Below are 17,252 nucleotides of genomic sequence, written 5' to 3' on the forward strand. Positions count from 1 at the left end.
TGGCGCGTCTCACGCCGTCCGCTTTTCGAGTTCGCCGATCAGCTCTGCGGCGTCGAAGTCGTGGTCCGGGCGGATCGCGACGAAGTCGAGGAACCGCCGCGCCGCGAGGAGCTCGTCGGTCGAGTAGCTCGTGAGCGCGGCGTCGACCGCGTCGGCCGCGCCGATGAGCGGCTCCAGCGCCGCGAGCGCGCTCGCGAGGTCGTAGGCGCGCGCCGCCTCGCGGCCGTCCTCGCTCACGCGGGTCGCGTCGATGACGTACAGCTCTCCGTCGGCGACGAGGACGTTCTCGGCGCGGAGGTCGCCGTGCGCGAGCCCGGCGTCGTGGACCGTCCGGAGCGTCTCGAACAGGTCGGGCGCGAACCCGGCCACTGCGTCGCCGTCGAGCTCGCCGAGGGTGCGGAACTCGGGGAGGTACTCCAACACGAGCACGCCGAGGTCGCCGACCTCGAACGCCTCGACAGGCTCGGGGGCGTTGACGCCGAGCTCGCGGACCCGCCGGGTCGCCTCCAGCTCGTGGCGCGCCATCTCGTAGGGGGTCTCGTGGCGCTCGAAGAACCCCTCGGTGCCGGCGGAGACGGCCCCGAGGTTCCGCCCGGTGGTGAACAGCGCGTGGACGAGCGTGTTCTGTCTGGTGATCACCTTCACGAAGAGGTCGTCGTCGACGACCATCGGCGTCGAGAGCCAGTTGTCGGCGTCGAGGAACCGCACGCGGACGCCGTCGCGGTCGTACCGGGTCGCCAGCTCGCGCGCCACCCGTTCGATGTCGGGCCAGTCGACGCGACCGCGGACGAGCTCCCGGAACTCCATATCTGCGGCACGCGACGACGCCTGATAAGTCGTCGGCTCCGCCCGGCGCGGTCTGTCACGGTCGTTCGCATCGTTTATGTCCGCGGGTCGCGATCTTCCCCCATGGACTTCGAGGTACCCGCAGAGCACCGGATGATACGCGACACTGTCCGAGAGTTCTGCGAGGAGGAGATCGCGCCCATCGCCCAAGATATCGAGGACGAGCACCGCTTCCCCGAGGAGGTGTTCGACTCGCTCGCGGATCTCGACATGATGGGGATCCCGGTCGCGGAGGAGTACGGGGGACTCGGCGGCGACCAGCTGATGTACGCCCTGGTCACGGAGGAGCTCGGGCGCGTCTCCGGCGGGATCGGCCTCTCGTACGCCGCGCACACGTCGCTGGGCGCGAAGCCGATCGACCTGTTCGGCACCGACGAACAGAAAGAGGAGTGGCTCCGTCCACTCGCGGAGGGCGAGGGAATCGGCGCGTGGGCGCTCACGGAGCCCGGCAGCGGCTCGGACGCCTCCGACATGGACACGACTGCCGAGTACGACGCCGAGACGGACGAGTACGTGCTGAACGGCACCAAGCAGTTCATCACGAACGCGAACGTCGCGAACTCGATCGTCGTGAAGGCGGTGACGGACCCCGGAGCCGGTTACGACGGCATCTCGACGTTCATCGTCGACCCCGAGAACGACGACGGCTTCGAGGTGACGACCGTCTGGGACAAGATGGGGCTCAACAGCTCGCCGACCTGCGAGATCGCCTTCGACGACGTCCGGATCCCGGCGGACCGCCTGCTGGGCGAGGAGGGCGAGGGCTGGAAACAGACGATGAAGACGCTCGACGGCGGTCGGATCTCGATCGCCGCGCTCTCCGTCGGGCTCGCGCAGGGCGCGTACGAGGCCGCCAAGGGGTACGCGGGCGAGCGCGAACAGTTCGGCAAGCCGATCGCGAAGTTCGACGCGGTCCGCGACAAGGTGGTCCACATGCACCGCCAGATCGAGCGCGCCCGCCTCCTGACGCACAAGGCGGCGACGAAGTACGACGCTGGCGAGTCGGTCACGGAAGAGTCGGCGCTGGCGAAGCTCGACGCCAGCGAGGCGGCTCGCGAGGTGGCCGAGGAGGCGGTCCAGACGCTCGGCGGCTACGGGTACACCACCGACTTCGCCCCGCAGCGGTTCTACCGCGACGCGAAGCTGATGGAGATCGGCGAGGGGACCAGCGAGATCCAACACGTCGTCATCGGGCGCGAGATCGGCCTCTAACCGGGTCCTTTCTCACCGGCGGCGGCTCCTCTCCGAACCGGTTCAGGGGAATTCGACGAGGTCGTCGTCGACGGCGCGCAGGCTCTCCGCGAGCCGCGAGTCTTCGGGAACTGCGCGCTTGAACGCTTCAGAGCCGAACGCGGCGTCACCGTTCACCGAGACGAGCCCGAGGTCCCTCGGGTCGCCGTCGAGTCCGGTCAGGAACGCGACGGTGCGGACCGCGGGCACGTCGCCCGCCCGCGCCGCCGGGTCGACGGAGCCGTACAGCGTGCGGTTGGTCGCGACGTGGTAGACGCAGGTCGGCGTCGGCGCGAAACAGAGGAGGTACCGCGCGCCCGGCTCGCTCCGGCCCAGCTTGGGCCGGAGCGCGTGGCTCGCGTCCGCGTGGAAGTACCGCTCCATGCGGCGGTACTGCCGGAGGACCTCGTTCGCGCCGGTGGCGCGGCGGACCGCGGCGTCGGCTTTGAGCTCGATCACGCGGTCGACCGGCTCTGGCGTCCGCGTCCGGACGAAGAGGTCCACGACGCCCTCCCGGCCGTCGGCGTCGTACGGCTCTTCGAGCCGGATCGCCGGGTCGTCGGCCGTCGCCTCGTAGTGTTCGACGAGCCGCGTCGCCAGCGCGTCTTCGCGCATGCCTCCCGCGAGGGGGCGGAGGGCGATAAACCCGACTCTCGGCGCCGCAATGGCTCAATCGTCCAAGCGTCGTTTCGGCCCCCGAAGATTCCCGATAATCGGGAGCCATCACGGGGTTTGTAAGGCTTCACCCCCTACTTCAGGTGATGTCTGATAATCTGTCCAGGCGGCGGTATCTCGCCGGAACCGGAGCCGCGCTGACCATCGGAACGCTCGCCGGCTGTTCCGGCGGCGGCGACGGCGGCGACGGGTCCGACGGCGGTGACGGGATGGACGGCGGCGACGGCGGCGCCGGCGAAGCCGTCGACGACGTGCCGAGCGAGATCGACGACTACCTCTCCGAGGCCCGCATGTACGACGGCACCATCATGGACTTCACCGGGCAGGACGAGGTCACCGTCGAGGTCGGCGCCGGCGACGTCGGGTTCGCCTTCTCGCCGGCGGCGATCCGCGTCGACTCCAGCACGACCGTCGTCTGGGAGTGGACCGGCAACGGCGGCGCGCACAACGTGGCCTCCGTCGAGGGGTCCGAGTCCGACTTCGACAGCGGCGACTCCGTCTCCGAGGAGGGCCACACCTTCGAGCAGTCGTTCGACAACACCGGGATCCAGCTGTACCAGTGTACGCCCCACCAGGCGAACGGGATGCTCGGCGCGATCGAAGTCGTCGAAGGGTAATCGGCTCCCGCGGTCCAGGCGGACGCGACGCGATCTTTTATTGACGACGCGGCTTACGACAGGAACGACCAGCGGACGTCGACGATCCGGTCGTGCTCGCTGGTGACGGTCGGCCGCGCGAGGTGGTCGTTGGCGTTGGCACCGACCTCGGCGAGCCGCGACAGGGCCTCTTCGAGCGTGCGGTCCGAGCGTTCGACCGAGGCGTCGCGCACGTACGGCGCGTCGATCGGGTCCGCCCGCGAGTTCGAGATCGCGATCGCGTCGGTGAGGTCGCCGCCGATCGCGTGCGGCGGCTGGTGGAAGTGCCAGTCGCCGACCGTGAGGAACAACCACACGTCGCCGTTGATGGCGTGGTACTCGCCGGTGACCCCGTCGGCGTCGTACGCCACGACCCGGGTGAGGACGGCGGTCTTGAGCCGGTAGAGGGCGTCCTTGCGCGCCGAGCGGACGTTGCTTTCGGTGACGTCGCCGCGCTCGTAGGCCGCGGTGGCCTCGTCGGCGAACTGCTTCGCGACCTTGTTGACGACGTACAGCGATTCGAGCAGGTCGTCCGTCGGTTCGAGCGGAGTCACGGGAGTACCGGTCGCGTGCTGCGACTGGGGAGTGGTCGGGCCGTCGCGCGCATAGTCGTTTCGGGATCCGAGACGCGGTCGGGATCCCGCCCCCTGTGCCGTCACCGGCTCCCCCCGGATGGTTAATTCTTTAAGCGCAGGGACGAAGTGAGGTGTAAGATGGCGCACGACTCCGTGAAACAGTATTCGGCGATATACGTCGCCCTCCTCGTCGCGGCGACGCTGAACTTCGCGCTCTTCGAGACGTCGTTCGTCGAGTTCACGTACGCCCAGGCGCTGGGCGGCACGCTGGTGATCGCGACGGTCAAGACCGTGCTCATCGTCGCGTACTTCCAGCACCTCAAGTGGGAGAACCGCTCGCTGACCTACCTGATGGGGCTCGCGCTCGCGCTCACCATGCTGCTGATGGCAGCCGCGACGTACTCCATCTCGTAAACCACCACCCGTCGCTTTCGCCGACGAACGACCCGCTTCTCGCAGCTGAACTCTGGACCTCACTGGCGTCGTCCCCGCCGCGCAAATTTCTTGTCAATCGGTGACAAATACCGGTGGCAAATGGGGGCGGAACGACCGACGATCGACGGCGTTCGGGCGTCAAGAAGCGTCGATACGGACGCGTTCCGGGAGCGCGCCCGCGAGGAGGGGGAGGCGCTCAAAGAGCACGTCGCCGAGGGAACGTTCGACAACGTCCAGTCGACCATCGGGCTGGAACACGAGCTGTACGCGGTCGACGCGGAACGGGGCGGGGTCCGACGGGTGCCGCGGTCGCTGCTCCGATGTCGCGGGTTCGAGCGGGAGCTCGGCCTCCACAACGCGGAGCTCACGAGCGACGTCCAGCCGTGTAGCGAGGCGGGACTCGCGGCGCTCCGGCAGGGGACGACGGCGAAGCTCCGGAGCCTCCAGCGACTCGCGGCCGAAGAGGGGATCCGCTTCGTGAGCGACGGGACGTGGACGGTCGGTCCGGCCGACGGGTCGACGGAGCGGTACCTGACGGAGGCGACCCACGAAGACGGGTTGGTGCTGGCGATCAACGTCAGCAACGCGGTCAGGTACCACGGGTTCGCCAGCGTGGACGAGCACCGGTCGGTGACCGGGAGCGTGGAGCTCCCGGGAGCGACGGTCGCGACCGACAACGCGGGCCCGGTGAGCCTGACGACGTCGATCCAGCCGCACCTCCAGCCGCGGCGCGCGGCCGACCTCCCCGCGTACCACGACGCCGCGCTCCGGGTCGCCGGGCCGCTGCTCGCCGTCGCCGCCAACTCCCCGTTCCTCCCGCCGACGCTGTACGACGAGGGCGCGCCGACGCGGGAGCTCCTGCTCGGAGGCTCGCACGCTGAGACGCGGGTCCCGCTGTACGAGGGGCTGATGAACCCGCCCGAGTGCGAGCCGAAGGTCGCGTTCCCGCGCGACCTCGACGACGCGGCCGCGGCGGTGGACCGCATCGTCGCCGACCCCGTCGTCGTCCCCGCGAAGATCGAGGGCGGTGAGCGGTTCGACGACGCGTTCGTCCATTTCCGGCACAAGCACGGCAGCTACTGGCGATGGGTGCGCCCGGTGTTCGACGGAGCGACGGAGGCGGCCGCGAGCGCGCGGATCGAATTCCGACCGCTGCCCGGCCAGCCGACGCTCCCCGACGCCATCGCCTGCGTCGCCGCCGTCGTCGGACTGCTCACGGAACTCGCCGACGGCGACCATCCGGCGGCCGAACTGCCGTGGGAGACCGCCCGTGCGAACTTCTACGCGGCCGTCCGCGACGGCATCGACGCTGACCTCACCTGGATTACCGCGACGGGAGACCGGACCGTCGACCGCGACCGGCTCTTCGCCGACCTCTTCGCTGCCGCCGTCGCCGGACTAGAGGCGCGCGGCCTCTCCTCGGAGGAGGCCCGCTCGCGGATCGCGCCGCTCCGACGGCGCGCCGAGACCGGACGGACGCCGGCGCGGTGGAAGCGTCGGGTCGCCGAACGCGCGCTGGACACCGGCGACTCGCCGACCGACGCGGTGCGCGCGTCGCAGCGGGCGTACGTCCGCACGCAGGCGACGACGCTGTTCGATGGGCACTTCGTCGACTGGCCGGACGGCGCGGTCGCCGCCGACTGCGCGTGATCGAGGCGGGCGGCCGAGGCGACCGCGCGAGAGGGACCGATCCGGCAGCGTGGCCCCGTCCGTTCGGAACGGGGACTCGCGTAGCTCGTGGCGGGTCGAGAGCCGCTTCGGCTCGGAGGTTTCGACAGGAACCCGTCGCCGCCGCGGGCGTGGAATTCCGACCGAGTTTTTTGTACACGGGGTGTGATCTACCCGCATGGAACTACGCGCCGCAACCGCCGCCGACGTCGACGCCGTCCGATCGGTCGCCCGCGAGTCGCTCGTGGCGTCGTACGGACACGCCGTCGGCGAGCAGCTGCTGGACGAGGCGGTCGAGGAGTGGTACGACGCCAAGGACCTCGGAGACGACGTCGACGACGACGACGCGGTGTTCCCGGTCGCGGTCGTCGACGGCGACGTGGTCGGGTTCGCGGAGAGCTACGTCGTCGGCCGCCGCGAGCGCGTCGGCGAGATCGACTGGCTCCACGTCCACCCCGACCACCGGGAGTCCGGCATCGGCTCCGCGCTCCTCGAACGGGTCGAGTCCGCCCTCGAGTCCGCGGAGGTCGACCGGATCGAGGCGCGCGTCCTCGCGGACAACGAGGCGGGCACGACGTTCTACCAGCGCGAGGGGTACGAGCTCGCCGGCGAGCGCGACGTCGACATCGGCGGCGAACTGTTCGCGGAACGGGAGTACCGGAAGCAGGTCGGCAGCCTCACCGGCATCTCCGAGGCGATCTACGAGACGGAGGAGGGGGAGCGGGTCCACGTCGCCTTTGACGAGAGTGACCGCGGGTCGCGGGCGCCGTTCTACGTCGCGTACGCCGATCCGGGCCACGACCGGCGGTACGGCTACCTCTGTGGCAACTGCGAGGGGACCGACGTGGCGATCGACACGATGGACCGGATGGAGTGTCGGGACTGCGGGAACCGCCGGAAGCCGACGCGATGGGACGCCGCGTACTGACGCCGACACCCCACGCGGCGCGGTCTTTCCGCTTCAGAGCGTCTCCTTCACGCCGATGACGCGCTCCTCGGCCTCGCGACCGGGGTCCCACTCGCTCCCGTCGCGGTCGGACTGGCGGTGCTCCTCCACGGTCCGTTCCATCGCCTCGTCGACCGGCGTCGACTCCCAGCCGAGGTCGGCGAGCGCGCAGGTGTCGAGCAGGTGCGGGTACTCCCGGTAGAGGACGAAGTCGTCGGGTTCGAGCCCGCCGGCAGCGAGCGCGTCGTCGCTCGCCGAGACGACCTCGCACTCGACGTCTGCGACGTCGGCGATCGTCTCCAGCGTCTCCCGCAGCGTGAGCGCGCGCCGGTCGCCGACGTTGTACGCCGCGCCGGGCTCGCCGCGCTCCGCGACGATCCGCAGCGCGCTCGCGACGTCCTCGACGTACGCCCGGTGCCAGAGGTTCTGTCCGTCCCCGGGCACGACCACGCGGTCGTGGGTCAGCACCCGGTCGATCCAGTAGTCGAGCCGCTCCGTGTAGTCGTGCGGGCCGTAGACGATACACGGGCGGACCGCCGTCGCAGTCGCGCCGTCCTCGGCGGCCGCGAACACCGCGCGGTCGCCCTCGGCCTTCCGGTTACCGTACGTCTCGTGGGAATCGTCGACCGCCTGCTCGTCGGTACACGACTCCAGCGGCGTCTCGCCCTCTCGCTTGGGGATCTCCTCAGTCGCGTAGCTGGCGCCCGAGGAGATGTACACGTAGCCGTCGACGTCGGCGAAGACCTCCGTCGCGGTCTCCACGTCAGCCGGCTGGTAGGCGACGCAGTCGATCACGATGTCGGGCCCGACCGACAGCTTCGCCGCGCGCAGCGCGGTCTCGTCTTTGCGGTCGCCCTCCACGTGCGTCACGCGGTCATCGTCGGCGAAGGGGTTCTCGTGGTTCCCGCGGTTGAAGATCGCGACCTCGTAGTCGTGTGCCAGCAGTTCCTCGACGGTGTGTCGCCCGATGAACCGCGTGCCGCCGACGACGAGCGCCGTGTCTGTCATATCCGAGATCGAACGAGCGACGTGATAAGCGTGACCGAACCGGAACACAGGGGTTCCGGGCGAAAGCGCTCGCGGCTCCAACAGCGTCCGACTCAGTCGTCACCGCGCGGGCCGTCGCCGCGCCATCGGCGGTACAGCAGGTACGCGACGCCGAGGCCGATCCCCCACGTCCCGACGCCGAACACCGCGAACGCGGCCCCGGAGAGAAACTCGCCGAGCGGAACGCCGAACATACCGGAGTTCGGCGCGTCCGGCACATAAACGCTCCGAGAGAGGTAGGTTCTCAGGCCGGGGGGCCGTACGGTCGCCCATGACGAATCACTCTCGCCGGCGACCCTGGCTCGCCGCCCTGCTCGCGCTCGTCGTCTCCGGGCTCGGCCACGCGTACCTGCGCCGGTGGGCCCGCGCGTTCGGCTGGTACGTCGCGGTCACCGCGACGGTGTTCGTGTTCGTCCCTGAGTCCGCCATCAACGCCGCGTTCGCCGGCACGCCGCCGGCGGTCGACGAGGTCGCGCCCGCCGCCGCGGTCGTCGCCGCGAGCGTGATCGACGCGTACGTCGTGGCCCACCGAGACAACCGAGCGCACGAGCGGGAACGCGACGCGGGCCGGGCGGACGCCGCCGCGGAGTCGACCGGCGCGCGCGCGACGACGACCGGAACGGACTCACCCTCCGCGGAGCCGACGGACGGGGACGGCACTGTCCCCTGTCCGGAGTGCGGCAAGGAGACGGACCCGGCGTTCGACTTCTGTCAGTGGTGTGCGGAGCCGCTCGAAGCGAACGAGAGCGCGTGAACCGGAGGGAAAAAACGAGCCGCGGACCGCCTCAGAAGAGGTAGAACAGCGGGAAGATGAACACCCAGACGATGTCCACGAAGTGCCAGTAGAGGCCGAAGTATTCGACCGGCCGCTCGTCGTCGAGGTAGTGCCCTTGGTAGGCCCTGACGAACAGGAAGATGGCGATCACTAACCCGAGCAGCACGTGAATCCCGTGGAGCCCGGTCGTGACGTAGTAGATCGACGCCTGGATCGGGTCGCCGTGGGCGTTCGCGGAGATCGTGACGCCGCGGTCGAAGATCTCGTGGTTCCACTCCCATAGCTTGATCGCCATGAACGTGAACCCGAGCAGGATCGTCGACCCCAGCGTCGCCAGGAGCCCCTTCCGACTCTTGCGGCGGGCCGCGACCAGCGCCAAGATCACGGTGAACGAGGACGTGATCAGGACGAAGGTGTTGATGAGCCCCGGCAGCGACTCGGTGAGCGGCTCCCACGTCATCCAGCCCGCGTTGTAGCGGACGAAGATGGCCGCGGAGAGGAACGCGCCGAAGACGATCACGTCGGAGGCCAGGAAGAACCACATCCCCAGCTTCACCTTCTCGACGCCGTTGAACGGCCAGCGCTCCGCGAACTCCGACGGGGGCGCGTAGAAGTCCTCAAGCCCCCACATCACGCCGGTGTAGAGGAGCCCGACGAGCCCGAGCGCGATGGCGATCGGGTACATGGCGTTGGAGATGACGACGTCGCTCTGGAGTGCCGTCTCACCCAACTCGACGGTGACCGCGTCCGCGAAGCCGGAGAAGCCGAACAGCGTGACGCCGAGCGCGACCGCGAGCGCGAACGGCCAGATACTGGCGTGGCTCGCGTGCTTGTCCCAGTACGGGTACTCGGAGATGTGCGCCGAGTGGCTGTCGCCGCCGTCGGTGGCGACGTCGCCGTTGTCGTCGGTCTTCATCGCGGGGCCGCCGTCGGGGACGAAGTCCTTCACGAACTCCAGCTTCCCGGAGGCGTACGACGGCCGGTCGGGCCAATTCTCGAGCGGCGGCGGCGAGGAGACGGCCCACTCCGCCGTCCGCGAGTAGTCCCACGGGTTGTCGCCGGCGGGGTCGCCGGAGACGTAGGACTTCGCGAAGTTGTAGAACATGATGAAGAACGAGAACCCGAGGACGAACGCGCCGATCGTCCCGAACTGGTGGTAGATCTGGAACTCGGGGTTGTACTCGAACACCCGGCGGGGGGTCTCCCAGCCGAGGAACATCGAGAAGTAGACGGCGTTGAAGCCGATGAAGAAGATCACGAAGTGGAGCTTCCCGAGGAACTCGTCGTACATCTTCCCCGTTATCTTCGGGAACCAGTAGTAGGCCCCGCCGAACAGCGCCGTCGCCCCGCCGAACATCACGTAGTGGAAGTGTGCGACCACCCAGTAGGTGCCGCGGAACTCGTAGTCGAGCACGATGGCGCCGAGGAAGACGCCCGTGATGCCGCCGAGGATGAACAGCAGTAGCGCGCCGAAGGCGAACAGGAACGGCGTCGTGAACTGGATCCGCCCCTTGATCAGCGTGTAGATCAGCGAGAAGACGACGAGGTCGAACGGCAACGAGATCCCGATGGTCGTCGCCATCATCAGCGTCTTGATCTCCAGGTTGATCGTCGTCAGGAACATGTGGTGCATCCACACGAGGAACGACTGGACGGAGATCAGACAGATGGAGATGATCACCCACTTCCGACCGACGAGGCGACGCCCGGAGAACGTCTGGAACAGCTCGAGCATGACCCCGAGCGCCGGGAAGAAGACGATGTACACCTCTGGGTGACCGAAGAACCAGAACAGGTGACCCCACAGCAGGGATCCGCCTTCGGTGGCCGAGAAGTAGACGCTGCCGAGGACGCGGTCGGCGGCGAGGATGAGGCCGACCGCGAGCAGCGCGGCGAACGCGAACAGCATCATCCACACGGTCGCGAGCATCGACCAGGTGAACATCGGCATGTCCATGATTCCCATCCCCTCGGCGCGGGAGTGGTGGATGGACGTGAGGAAGTTCACCGTCGACGCCGTGGTGCCGGTGACGAACATCGCGAGCGCGAGCACCGCGCCGGTTGACCCGATACTCGGCGTGTACATCGGCACGTTCAGCGGCGCGTATATCGTCCACCCCGCCGACAGCGTGCCGCCCTGGAAGAAGCTGATCGCGAGCAGGACGCCCGACCCCAGGTACAGCCAGTAGGACAGGGCGTTGAGCCGCGGGAACGCGAGGTCGTCCGCGCCGATCTGGAGCGGCACGAAGTAGTTCGCGAACCCGAACGCGAACGGTGAGAGGAACCAGAACACCATTATCAGCCCGTGGGCGGTGACGGCCTCGTTGTACGCCAGCCCGGAGAGGATCTGGCTCGTCGGGTCCCAGAGCTGGAGGCGGATGAGCAGCGCCATCACGCCGCCGAACAGCAGGAAGAACAGGGCCGTGATCGTGTACAGGATACCGACGTCCTTGTGATTGGTCGTGACGAACCAGCGCTTGACGGACGTCGTTGGTGGGAGTCCGCTCATGCGCTCACCCCGCTGTGCGCCGTCAGGCCGGCCCCTGCGGGCTGGACACTGGCGCTCTCGGAGCTGTTGCCCGTGCTAGCGTACCACTCTTCCCACTCGTCTTGCGGAATGACCGTGACCTGACTCTTCATCTGTGAGTGACCCGGACCGCACAGTTCGAAGCACTCGACGCGGTACGTCGCCTCCCCGCCTTGCGCCTCGACGTCCTCGGAGCTCACAGCGAACCACGTCTCGCTGTGATCTCCGGGGATTGCGTCGGACTTTATCCGTAAGTCCGACGAGCCGAAGTTGTGCCAGACGTCCCTCGACGTGATGTTGAGGTCGATCCGCTGGTCGGCCGGCACGATCAGTTCACCCCGTTCGGTGTGGCCGTTCGGGTACTCGTACGCCCAGCCGTACTGGTAGCCTTCGACCATGATCTCGATGTCTCCCTCCGTCCCGTCGTCGGGGCCCTGCTCCACGTAGAGGAGCAGCCCGTACGCGTACACGACGAGGCTGATGACGACGATCGCGCTCAGCCCGAACGAGAGGAAGAGCTTCTTCGCTTTCGGACCGCCCTGTCCCGTTGGGAGCTCGCCGACGACCGGCGCGTCGAAGTCCTCGTCCGACCGGTTCCCGTCGTCGCGGTACTTGTACACGTTCCACAGCGTGTACGCCACGACGATGGTGCCGACGAGGGTGCCGAGCGCGAGGAAGACGAAGAAGATCTCGTCGAAGACCTCCGCCTGTGCGCGCCAGTCACTCCCCTGTTGTAGGATAACTGGATCTATCATGTTCGTCAGTCTGCTCTTGTATCTCCCTTAGCGATGGCACACTTATCTCTTGTGTAGCGGGGCGACGGATATAGGGATAGGCGCCCCCCGTACCCCGTGCGATAGTCGCCGGGGCCGCCCGGTCGAACGGCACGACGCCGACCCGGCCTCCCCTCGAGAGCACAGTCGCGTCGAGCGGCGACGGGGGCGAAGCGCACGCGTCGAAGGGTATTTGTACGCGCGAACGGAGCCCCTAACAACGGAACTCTATGACATCACTCACCCTCTTGAGCACGGGCCTGATGGGCCTCCTCGTCGTCGCCACGTTCGTCGCGGTCGCGGGAATCGGAACGAAGCGGACCGCTCCCGGCAGCGACGAGGGGGAGGGCCGCTACGAGGCGGTTGTCGAGACGCTCGGCGAGGTCGTCCGGACCCCGGTCGTGTGGGCGATCTCGTTCGTCGGGATCACCGTCCTCGTCGGCGGGAGCATCCTCCTCGGCGTCGGGAGCTTCGGGATCCCGGAGGGGCTCGCCGGGACGCTGGTGAACGTCGCGTACCTCGCCGTCGGGCTCCTGCTCGTCGGCTTCGTCTTCCTCGGCGCGTACTTCGCGACGCGGAGCCGCGGCCTCGGGAACGCTCACGGCGTCGCGGCCGGAACGCTGGCGACCGGGGCCGCGTTCCTCGTGCTCGTCACCGTCCAGTTGGTCGTCGGCGTCATCGGCTGACGCGACCGCAGCTCCCTCTTTTCGCGGAAAGTAACCGAGCGCTCCGTCGGTCAGCGGCCACCGTCCGCGCCGGCCTCCCTGAGTCCGCCGTCGAGACCGAGACCGACTACCCCGCCGTACCGGTCCCACACGACGACGAGCGACGGGACGAGCAGGATCGAGCAGAGGTACGCGTAGAACACGCCCAGCGCGAGCAGGACGCCGAAGTCGCGGAGCAGGGGGATCACCGCGAGCCACAGGACGCCGAGCCCGGACACCGTGGTGAGCATGCTGCCGGTGAGCGCGCCGCCCGTCCCCCCGATGGTGACGTCGAGGGCCTCGTCGACCGGGAGCCCCGCCTGGTACTCGTCGACGAACCGGTGGACGAAGTGGACGGTGTAGTCCACGCCGAGCCCGATCGACACGGAGAGGATGGGGGCGTTGATCGGCGTCAGCGGGATGTCGAACAGCCGCATCGACCCGACGAGCAGGCCGACGGTGACGAGGACCGGGACGAGGTTCAGGAAGCCGTAGACGGCCTTCCCCTCGAGGTACGCGTACGACAGCGCGAGGAACAGCGCCGTGAGTCCGAAGGCGGCGAAGAGGCTCCGGATGGCCGACTCGGTCAGCAGGTCGATCACCGCCTCGTTGACGACGAGGTCGCCGGTGGGGACCGCTTCGAGCGACGTGCGCTCTGCGAGGTCACGCACGTCCGCGACCGCCTCGGAGTTGTCGACGCCCGGTCGGATCGTGAAGTCGATCCGCGCGCTGCCGCGGTCGGCCGCCACGTAGCCGCGCGCCTGCCCCGCCGCCGAGGAGTCCAAGAGCGCGTCGTACACCTCGTCGACGTTCCGGTCGGGCACGCCGTTGCCGAGGCGGTCGTTCCGCTCGACCAACGCCGCGAACTCGGGGTCGCGCGACGCACGGTCTTCGATCACGGTGACGACGCTCGTCGCCTGCGCGCGGCGCTCGTCGGTCGTCGCGAAGGTGTCCGGCGGGTTCCGCGTCGTCCGGTCGATCAGCTCCAGCGCGTCGTCGTCTCTGACCGACTGGTCGACGTACAGCGTCACCGAACCCACGAAGTCCTGTTCGAACTCCTCCTCGAACAGCGTCAGCACGTCGAGGAACGTGTACTCGGTCGGCGCGAACGGTTCGGGGAGGGCGTCGTACGTCTCCAGCCGGTCCTGATCGGGGAAGAACGCCTCCTGCGAGAACTCCGTGTCCACGCCGGTGCCGTAGGCGCCGCCGACGGCGCCGCCAAGGAGGAGGAGTGCGACGACCGCGACCGGGGCGATCCGCGAGAGGTCGACGCCGACTCGGAGGACCCGCGCGATCCGCGATCCGCCGGCGCCGAGCGCGCTCGTGCCGAAGTCCGGGATCGGGAGCCCCTCGCGCCACCGGTCCGAGAACACCTTCGCGGCCGGGAGGAAGACGCCGAAGATGATCAGCGTGAACGTGATCCCCGCGGCCGCGACGATTCCGAAGTCGCGGTTGGGGTCGAACGGGCTCGCGACGTTGGAGACGAGCCCGAACACGGTGGTAATCGTCACGAGCAGGAAGGCGATGAGCAGCTGGTCGGTCGTGGTCCGCATCGACCGCTCGATCCCGGCCCCGGTCGCCCGCTCCTCGCGGTAGCGGTTGACGATGTGGATACCGAAGTCGATCCCGACCGCGAGCAGGAGCGGGAACACCGTCACGAGCGAGTTGGAGAAGGGGATCCCGGCGTACCCCATGAAGCCGAAGGTCCACAGGAGCGACATGAGCAGCGCGGACAGCCCGATCGCCATGTCGAACGGGTCGCGGTACGAGAAGATCAGGAACCCGACGATCAGGATGAGCGCCGCCGGGAAGACGATTATCGCGGTGTCGGTCAGCAGCGCGGTGATCTCCGACTGGAGGACGCCGTCGCCGAAGAGGATCGCGTTCTCGCCCGCCTTGTTGCCCGGCACGGAGTCGACGACGTCGACGCTGCGGGTCTGAAGCTCCGTCACCCGGGCCGACGTCGCAGACGCCGGCAGGTCGTACGTAATCCCCACGATCGCGGTGTCGGCCGCCTGCGCCGTGGGGTTGTAGTCGACGGACACCTGCGCCGCGATCGCCCCCGTCGCGTCGGCGTCGGCGATGGCGGACCGGAGCTCCGCGGGTGTCGCCTCTGCCACGGCGTCGCGTCGCTCCGCCGCGCTCGCGGCGGTCGGGTCGAGTTGGCGGGCGACCGCATCGGCGTGGCTCGACGTCGAGGCGACCCGGAGCGTCGATCGCGACTCCAGCCGCTGTTGCGTCTCCAAGGTCCGGATCAGCGCGTCTCGGGAGAGGACGTTGTCGTCGGAGACGATCACCTGCGCCGACGTCGCGGAGCCGCCGATCGACGTCTCGAACTCCTCGTCGATGTTGTCGAGCGCCCGCTGGGCGGGGATGTCCTGCGTGAACTGGTCCGTTCCCGCGTTCGTCTCGATACCGGTCACCCCTCCGGCGAACGCGGCGGTGACGAGCACGAAGACCGCGATGACCGCCAGCGGCCGCTCGGTGACGACGCGGTCGACCTCTTCGATCAGCCGGTCGACCGCGGTCACGGCCGCCCCGCTGTCCACCGCCGAGCGGTCGACGGCGAGTGAAGGCCGCGGTCCGTCGCGAGCGCGGTGGCGTGTCGCCTCATCGGATCACCGCCGTCGGTACAGGAGGGCGCCGCCGACCGCGGCGACGACGAGGAGGACGCCCACGGCGATCAGTCCGAGCGGGCGCCCGCCGTCGTCGACGGGGGCGGTCACCGTGACCGGGACCTGCGTAATGTCCGAGATGCGGTCGTTGCCGCGTTCGTCCTCGTATTGGAAGTCGAGCTCAATCGGGTGGTCCTCGACGCTCGCGCCCGAGGCGGCGGCCACCTCGAACCAGATCCTCGCGGACTCGCCGGGTTCGAGCTCGTCGACGAACGCCTCGTCGTTGACCGCCGTTAGCGGGCTGTCGGCGTAGAGCCCGGCGTTGATAGAGGAGAGCGTCTCCGGCCGCCGGTTTGTGATCGTCGCGTTGATCCGCCGGGTCTCGCCCGCCGAGACGGTGGCGTTCTCGACGTCGAGTTCGAACTCGGACTGCCGGGGGGCCACCTCGACGCGGCGGGTCTCCTCAACCGCGATCGTCGCGTCGCCGCTCTCGTATCGAGTCGTGAAGCGGAACTGCCGCGGGCCGGGGTCGGCGCTCCCGCTCACGTCGGCGTCGAAGGAGAACTCGGCCGACTCGCCCGGCGGAATCCGCGGCAGCGCGTAGCGGCTCTCACCGAGGCTCACGCGGTTGCTCCCGGAGTCGGCGACGAGGACCGCGTCCTCGACGGGGAGCGGCCCCTCGTTCGTGAGCGTCCCGGAGACCGTCCCGGAGTAGCCGACTTCGAGCGTGCCGGAGACGCCGTCCAGTGAGAACGACTGCTCGCGGATCGGGACGACGCCGGCGCGCGCGGCCGCCGCGGTCGCGTCGACGCCGTTCGGGTCGCGGTAGTCGACCGTCGACGAGAGCGCGTACGCGCCGCCGCCGAACGAGTCGCCGACCGTCGAGTCGAAGGTGACGGTCCGGTTCTCGCCGGGGGCCCAGTCGCCGACGAAGGACTGCCCGCCGCCCTCACCGAGGCGGACGCCGGGCGCGGTCGTGGTCCCGGAGACGACCGCGTCGCGCGCGGTCTCGTCGCCGACGTTCGCCAGCGTGACGGTCACCTCGCCGCTGCCGCCGACCTGCGTGTCGGTGTCGGTCTCGAGGACCGCGAACCGCGCGCCGTCGTCGACGACGATGGTGAGATCGAAGTCGTCGATCCCGCGGCGGTTTTTAAAATCGTTGTACTCGGGGATGACCTCGAAGGTATACTGGTAGCGGGCGGTGGCTTCCACCTCGTACCTCCCGTCAGAGACACCGTCGGGGACGGTCACGTCGAGCGGCACGGAGACTGGGCTCGCAGCGGTCCGAACGTCACCGACCGGAATCTTGCCGTCCTCCACGTCGATCGGCACGTCGCCGTCGTCGATCTCGAGCGTGAGCCCGCGGGCGGTCGTCACCCGGGAGTCGAGCTGGTTCCCGATCTCCATCTCCCCCGTGTTGACGATGTCGACTGTCACGGTCGACTCGCCACCGCTCGGGATCGAGCGCTGTGAGACGAACAGGTCTAGTACGGGCGAGCCCCGGACTTGTCTCTGTGTCGGGTCGTCCGCTTGTGCGACCGCGCCGTCAGCGGTCGCTCCCTCAACGCTCGAGAGCGCGGCGGCGTCGCCCGACGCCGGACCCGGCGCCGCGGCGCCGGCGAGCGAAACGCCGACGAGAAGTGCGCTGAGCGCGACGACGGCGACGGCGATCGCGGCGGGCCGCGTCACCCGACTCATCGATCTCCTCCACCGGAGCAGTCGGAGGGTCTGGTCGCGCGGCGCGACCGATTGTACCGTAGCGGATCGGCTGGAGTCATACGGTCCTGTTGCAGTCCTATTG

16 protein-coding genes are annotated in these 17,252 nt (G+C 69.0%); 7 read left to right on the plus strand and 9 right to left on the minus strand.

Going from position 1 to position 17,252, the window contains the following annotated elements; all coding sequences use genetic code 11:
- Window positions 1-9: 9 nt before the first annotated feature.
- On the minus strand, window positions 10-807 hold the full coding sequence (locus ABNG04_RS11335) for an RIO1 family regulatory kinase/ATPase domain-containing protein (protein WP_371162524.1): 798 nt from the start codon (window positions 805-807) through the stop codon (window positions 10-12).
- A 102-nt stretch (window positions 808-909) separates the two neighbouring features.
- Here ABNG04_RS11335 and ABNG04_RS11340 point away from each other — a divergent pair, with 102 nt between their 5' ends.
- Entirely contained in the window at window positions 910-2,058 is a 1,149-nt protein-coding gene (locus ABNG04_RS11340) for an acyl-CoA dehydrogenase family protein (protein ID WP_371162525.1), read from the plus strand.
- A gap of 42 nt (window positions 2,059-2,100) precedes the next feature.
- On the opposite strand, the gene ABNG04_RS11345 is transcribed toward ABNG04_RS11340, so the two are convergent.
- A complete protein-coding gene (locus ABNG04_RS11345; RefSeq protein WP_371162526.1) occupies window positions 2,101-2,691 on the minus strand; it encodes a hypothetical protein in 591 nt (196 codons plus the stop codon).
- Between the two features lie 146 nt (window positions 2,692-2,837).
- Here ABNG04_RS11345 and ABNG04_RS11350 point away from each other — a divergent pair, with 146 nt between their 5' ends.
- On the plus strand, window positions 2,838-3,368 hold the full coding sequence (locus ABNG04_RS11350) for a halocyanin domain-containing protein (RefSeq protein ID WP_371162527.1): 531 nt from the start codon (window positions 2,838-2,840) through the stop codon (window positions 3,366-3,368).
- A 53-nt stretch (window positions 3,369-3,421) separates the two neighbouring features.
- On the opposite strand, the gene ABNG04_RS11355 is transcribed toward ABNG04_RS11350, so the two are convergent.
- Window positions 3,422-3,940, minus strand: coding sequence for a hypothetical protein (locus ABNG04_RS11355; RefSeq protein ID WP_371162528.1), 519 nt, complete (start codon window positions 3,938-3,940; stop codon window positions 3,422-3,424).
- Window positions 3,941-4,099: 159 nt separating this feature from the next.
- Here ABNG04_RS11355 and ABNG04_RS11360 point away from each other — a divergent pair, with 159 nt between their 5' ends.
- The 3 genes from ABNG04_RS11360 (at window position 4,100) to ABNG04_RS11370 (ending at window position 6,992) form a co-directional block, all read left to right on the plus strand.
- Window positions 4,100-4,375 carry a cytochrome C oxidase subunit IV family protein gene (locus tag ABNG04_RS11360; RefSeq protein WP_371162529.1) on the plus strand — a complete coding sequence of 92 codons (276 nt, stop codon included), beginning with the start codon at window positions 4,100-4,102 and terminating at the stop codon, window positions 4,373-4,375.
- Between the two features lie 120 nt (window positions 4,376-4,495).
- The gene (locus tag ABNG04_RS11365) at window positions 4,496-6,046 is read left to right on the plus strand and encodes a glutamate-cysteine ligase family protein (RefSeq protein WP_371162530.1); all 1,551 of its coding nucleotides are present in this window, start codon (window positions 4,496-4,498) and stop codon (window positions 6,044-6,046) included.
- A 196-nt stretch (window positions 6,047-6,242) separates the two neighbouring features.
- The gene (locus tag ABNG04_RS11370) at window positions 6,243-6,992 is read left to right on the plus strand and encodes a GNAT family N-acetyltransferase (protein WP_371162531.1); all 750 of its coding nucleotides are present in this window, start codon (window positions 6,243-6,245) and stop codon (window positions 6,990-6,992) included.
- Between the two features lie 33 nt (window positions 6,993-7,025).
- On the opposite strand, the gene ABNG04_RS11375 is transcribed toward ABNG04_RS11370, so the two are convergent.
- Window positions 7,026-8,018 (minus strand): NAD-dependent epimerase/dehydratase family protein, encoded by a 993-nt coding sequence (locus tag ABNG04_RS11375; RefSeq protein WP_371162532.1) that lies wholly within the window; start codon window positions 8,016-8,018, stop codon window positions 7,026-7,028.
- Window positions 8,019-8,110: 92 nt separating this feature from the next.
- Window positions 8,111-8,251, minus strand: coding sequence for a hypothetical protein (locus ABNG04_RS11380; protein ID WP_371162533.1), 141 nt, complete (start codon window positions 8,249-8,251; stop codon window positions 8,111-8,113).
- A gap of 77 nt (window positions 8,252-8,328) precedes the next feature.
- Here ABNG04_RS11380 and ABNG04_RS11385 point away from each other — a divergent pair, with 77 nt between their 5' ends.
- A complete protein-coding gene (locus ABNG04_RS11385) occupies window positions 8,329-8,811 on the plus strand; it encodes a DUF7575 domain-containing protein (protein ID WP_371162534.1) in 483 nt (160 codons plus the stop codon).
- 31 nt (window positions 8,812-8,842) lie between these two features.
- On the opposite strand, the gene ABNG04_RS11390 is transcribed toward ABNG04_RS11385, so the two are convergent.
- Together ABNG04_RS11390 and coxB are read right to left on the minus strand one after the other, a co-directional pair.
- Window positions 8,843-11,341, minus strand: a complete 2,499-nt coding sequence (locus ABNG04_RS11390; protein ID WP_371162535.1) for a cbb3-type cytochrome c oxidase subunit I — start codon at window positions 11,339-11,341, stop codon at window positions 8,843-8,845.
- Complete coding sequence (gene coxB / locus ABNG04_RS11395) at window positions 11,338-12,114, minus strand: cytochrome c oxidase subunit II (protein ID WP_371162536.1); 777 nt, start codon at window positions 12,112-12,114, stop codon at window positions 11,338-11,340. The genes ABNG04_RS11390 and coxB overlap by 4 nt, the downstream gene beginning before the upstream one ends.
- Window positions 12,115-12,395: 281 nt before the next feature.
- On the opposite strand from coxB, the gene ABNG04_RS11400 reads away from it, so the two are divergent.
- Window positions 12,396-12,818, plus strand: coding sequence for a hypothetical protein (locus ABNG04_RS11400; protein WP_371162682.1), 423 nt, complete (start codon window positions 12,396-12,398; stop codon window positions 12,816-12,818).
- A gap of 50 nt (window positions 12,819-12,868) precedes the next feature.
- Here ABNG04_RS11400 and ABNG04_RS11405 read toward each other — a convergent pair whose 3' ends face one another.
- A complete protein-coding gene (locus tag ABNG04_RS11405; protein WP_371162537.1) occupies window positions 12,869-15,367 on the minus strand; it encodes an efflux RND transporter permease subunit in 2,499 nt (832 codons plus the stop codon).
- A gap of 87 nt (window positions 15,368-15,454) precedes the next feature.
- Window positions 15,455-17,149: a COG1361 S-layer family protein gene (locus tag ABNG04_RS11410; protein WP_371162538.1), complete on the minus strand. Its 1,695-nt coding sequence runs from the start codon at window positions 17,147-17,149 to the stop codon at window positions 15,455-15,457.
- Between the last annotated feature and the right edge of the window lie 103 nt (window positions 17,150-17,252).

It is taken from the genome of Halorubrum miltondacostae (genome assembly GCF_041379815.1).
Classification (GTDB): domain Archaea; phylum Halobacteriota; class Halobacteria; order Halobacteriales; family Haloferacaceae; genus Halorubrum; species Halorubrum miltondacostae.

What these genes read in the sequence shown, in the direction of transcription:
- ABNG04_RS11345 (WP_371162526.1), bottom strand. Translation starts at nt 2,691, where the DNA reads ATGCGCGAAGACGCGCTGGCGACGCGGCTCGTCGAACACTACGAGGCG.
- ABNG04_RS11410 (WP_371162538.1), bottom strand. Translation starts at nt 17,149, where the DNA reads ATGAGTCGGGTGACGCGGCCCGCCGCGATCGCCGTCGCCGTCGTCGCG.
- ABNG04_RS11385 (WP_371162534.1), top strand. Translation starts at nt 8,329, where the DNA reads ATGACGAATCACTCTCGCCGGCGACCCTGGCTCGCCGCCCTGCTCGCG.
- coxB (WP_371162536.1), bottom strand. Translation starts at nt 12,114, where the DNA reads ATGATAGATCCAGTTATCCTACAACAGGGGAGTGACTGGCGCGCACAG.
- ABNG04_RS11335 (WP_371162524.1), bottom strand. Translation starts at nt 807, where the DNA reads ATGGAGTTCCGGGAGCTCGTCCGCGGTCGCGTCGACTGGCCCGACATC.
- ABNG04_RS11340 (WP_371162525.1), top strand. Translation starts at nt 910, where the DNA reads ATGGACTTCGAGGTACCCGCAGAGCACCGGATGATACGCGACACTGTC.
- ABNG04_RS11375 (WP_371162532.1), bottom strand. Translation starts at nt 8,018, where the DNA reads ATGACAGACACGGCGCTCGTCGTCGGCGGCACGCGGTTCATCGGGCGA.
- ABNG04_RS11365 (WP_371162530.1), top strand. Translation starts at nt 4,496, where the DNA reads ATGGGGGCGGAACGACCGACGATCGACGGCGTTCGGGCGTCAAGAAGC.
- ABNG04_RS11350 (WP_371162527.1), top strand. Translation starts at nt 2,838, where the DNA reads ATGTCTGATAATCTGTCCAGGCGGCGGTATCTCGCCGGAACCGGAGCC.
- ABNG04_RS11390 (WP_371162535.1), bottom strand. Translation starts at nt 11,341, where the DNA reads ATGAGCGGACTCCCACCAACGACGTCCGTCAAGCGCTGGTTCGTCACG.
- ABNG04_RS11380 (WP_371162533.1), bottom strand. Translation starts at nt 8,251, where the DNA reads ATGTTCGGCGTTCCGCTCGGCGAGTTTCTCTCCGGGGCCGCGTTCGCG.
- ABNG04_RS11370 (WP_371162531.1), top strand. Translation starts at nt 6,243, where the DNA reads ATGGAACTACGCGCCGCAACCGCCGCCGACGTCGACGCCGTCCGATCG.
- ABNG04_RS11400 (WP_371162682.1), top strand. Translation starts at nt 12,396, where the DNA reads ATGGGCCTCCTCGTCGTCGCCACGTTCGTCGCGGTCGCGGGAATCGGA.
- ABNG04_RS11360 (WP_371162529.1), top strand. Translation starts at nt 4,100, where the DNA reads ATGGCGCACGACTCCGTGAAACAGTATTCGGCGATATACGTCGCCCTC.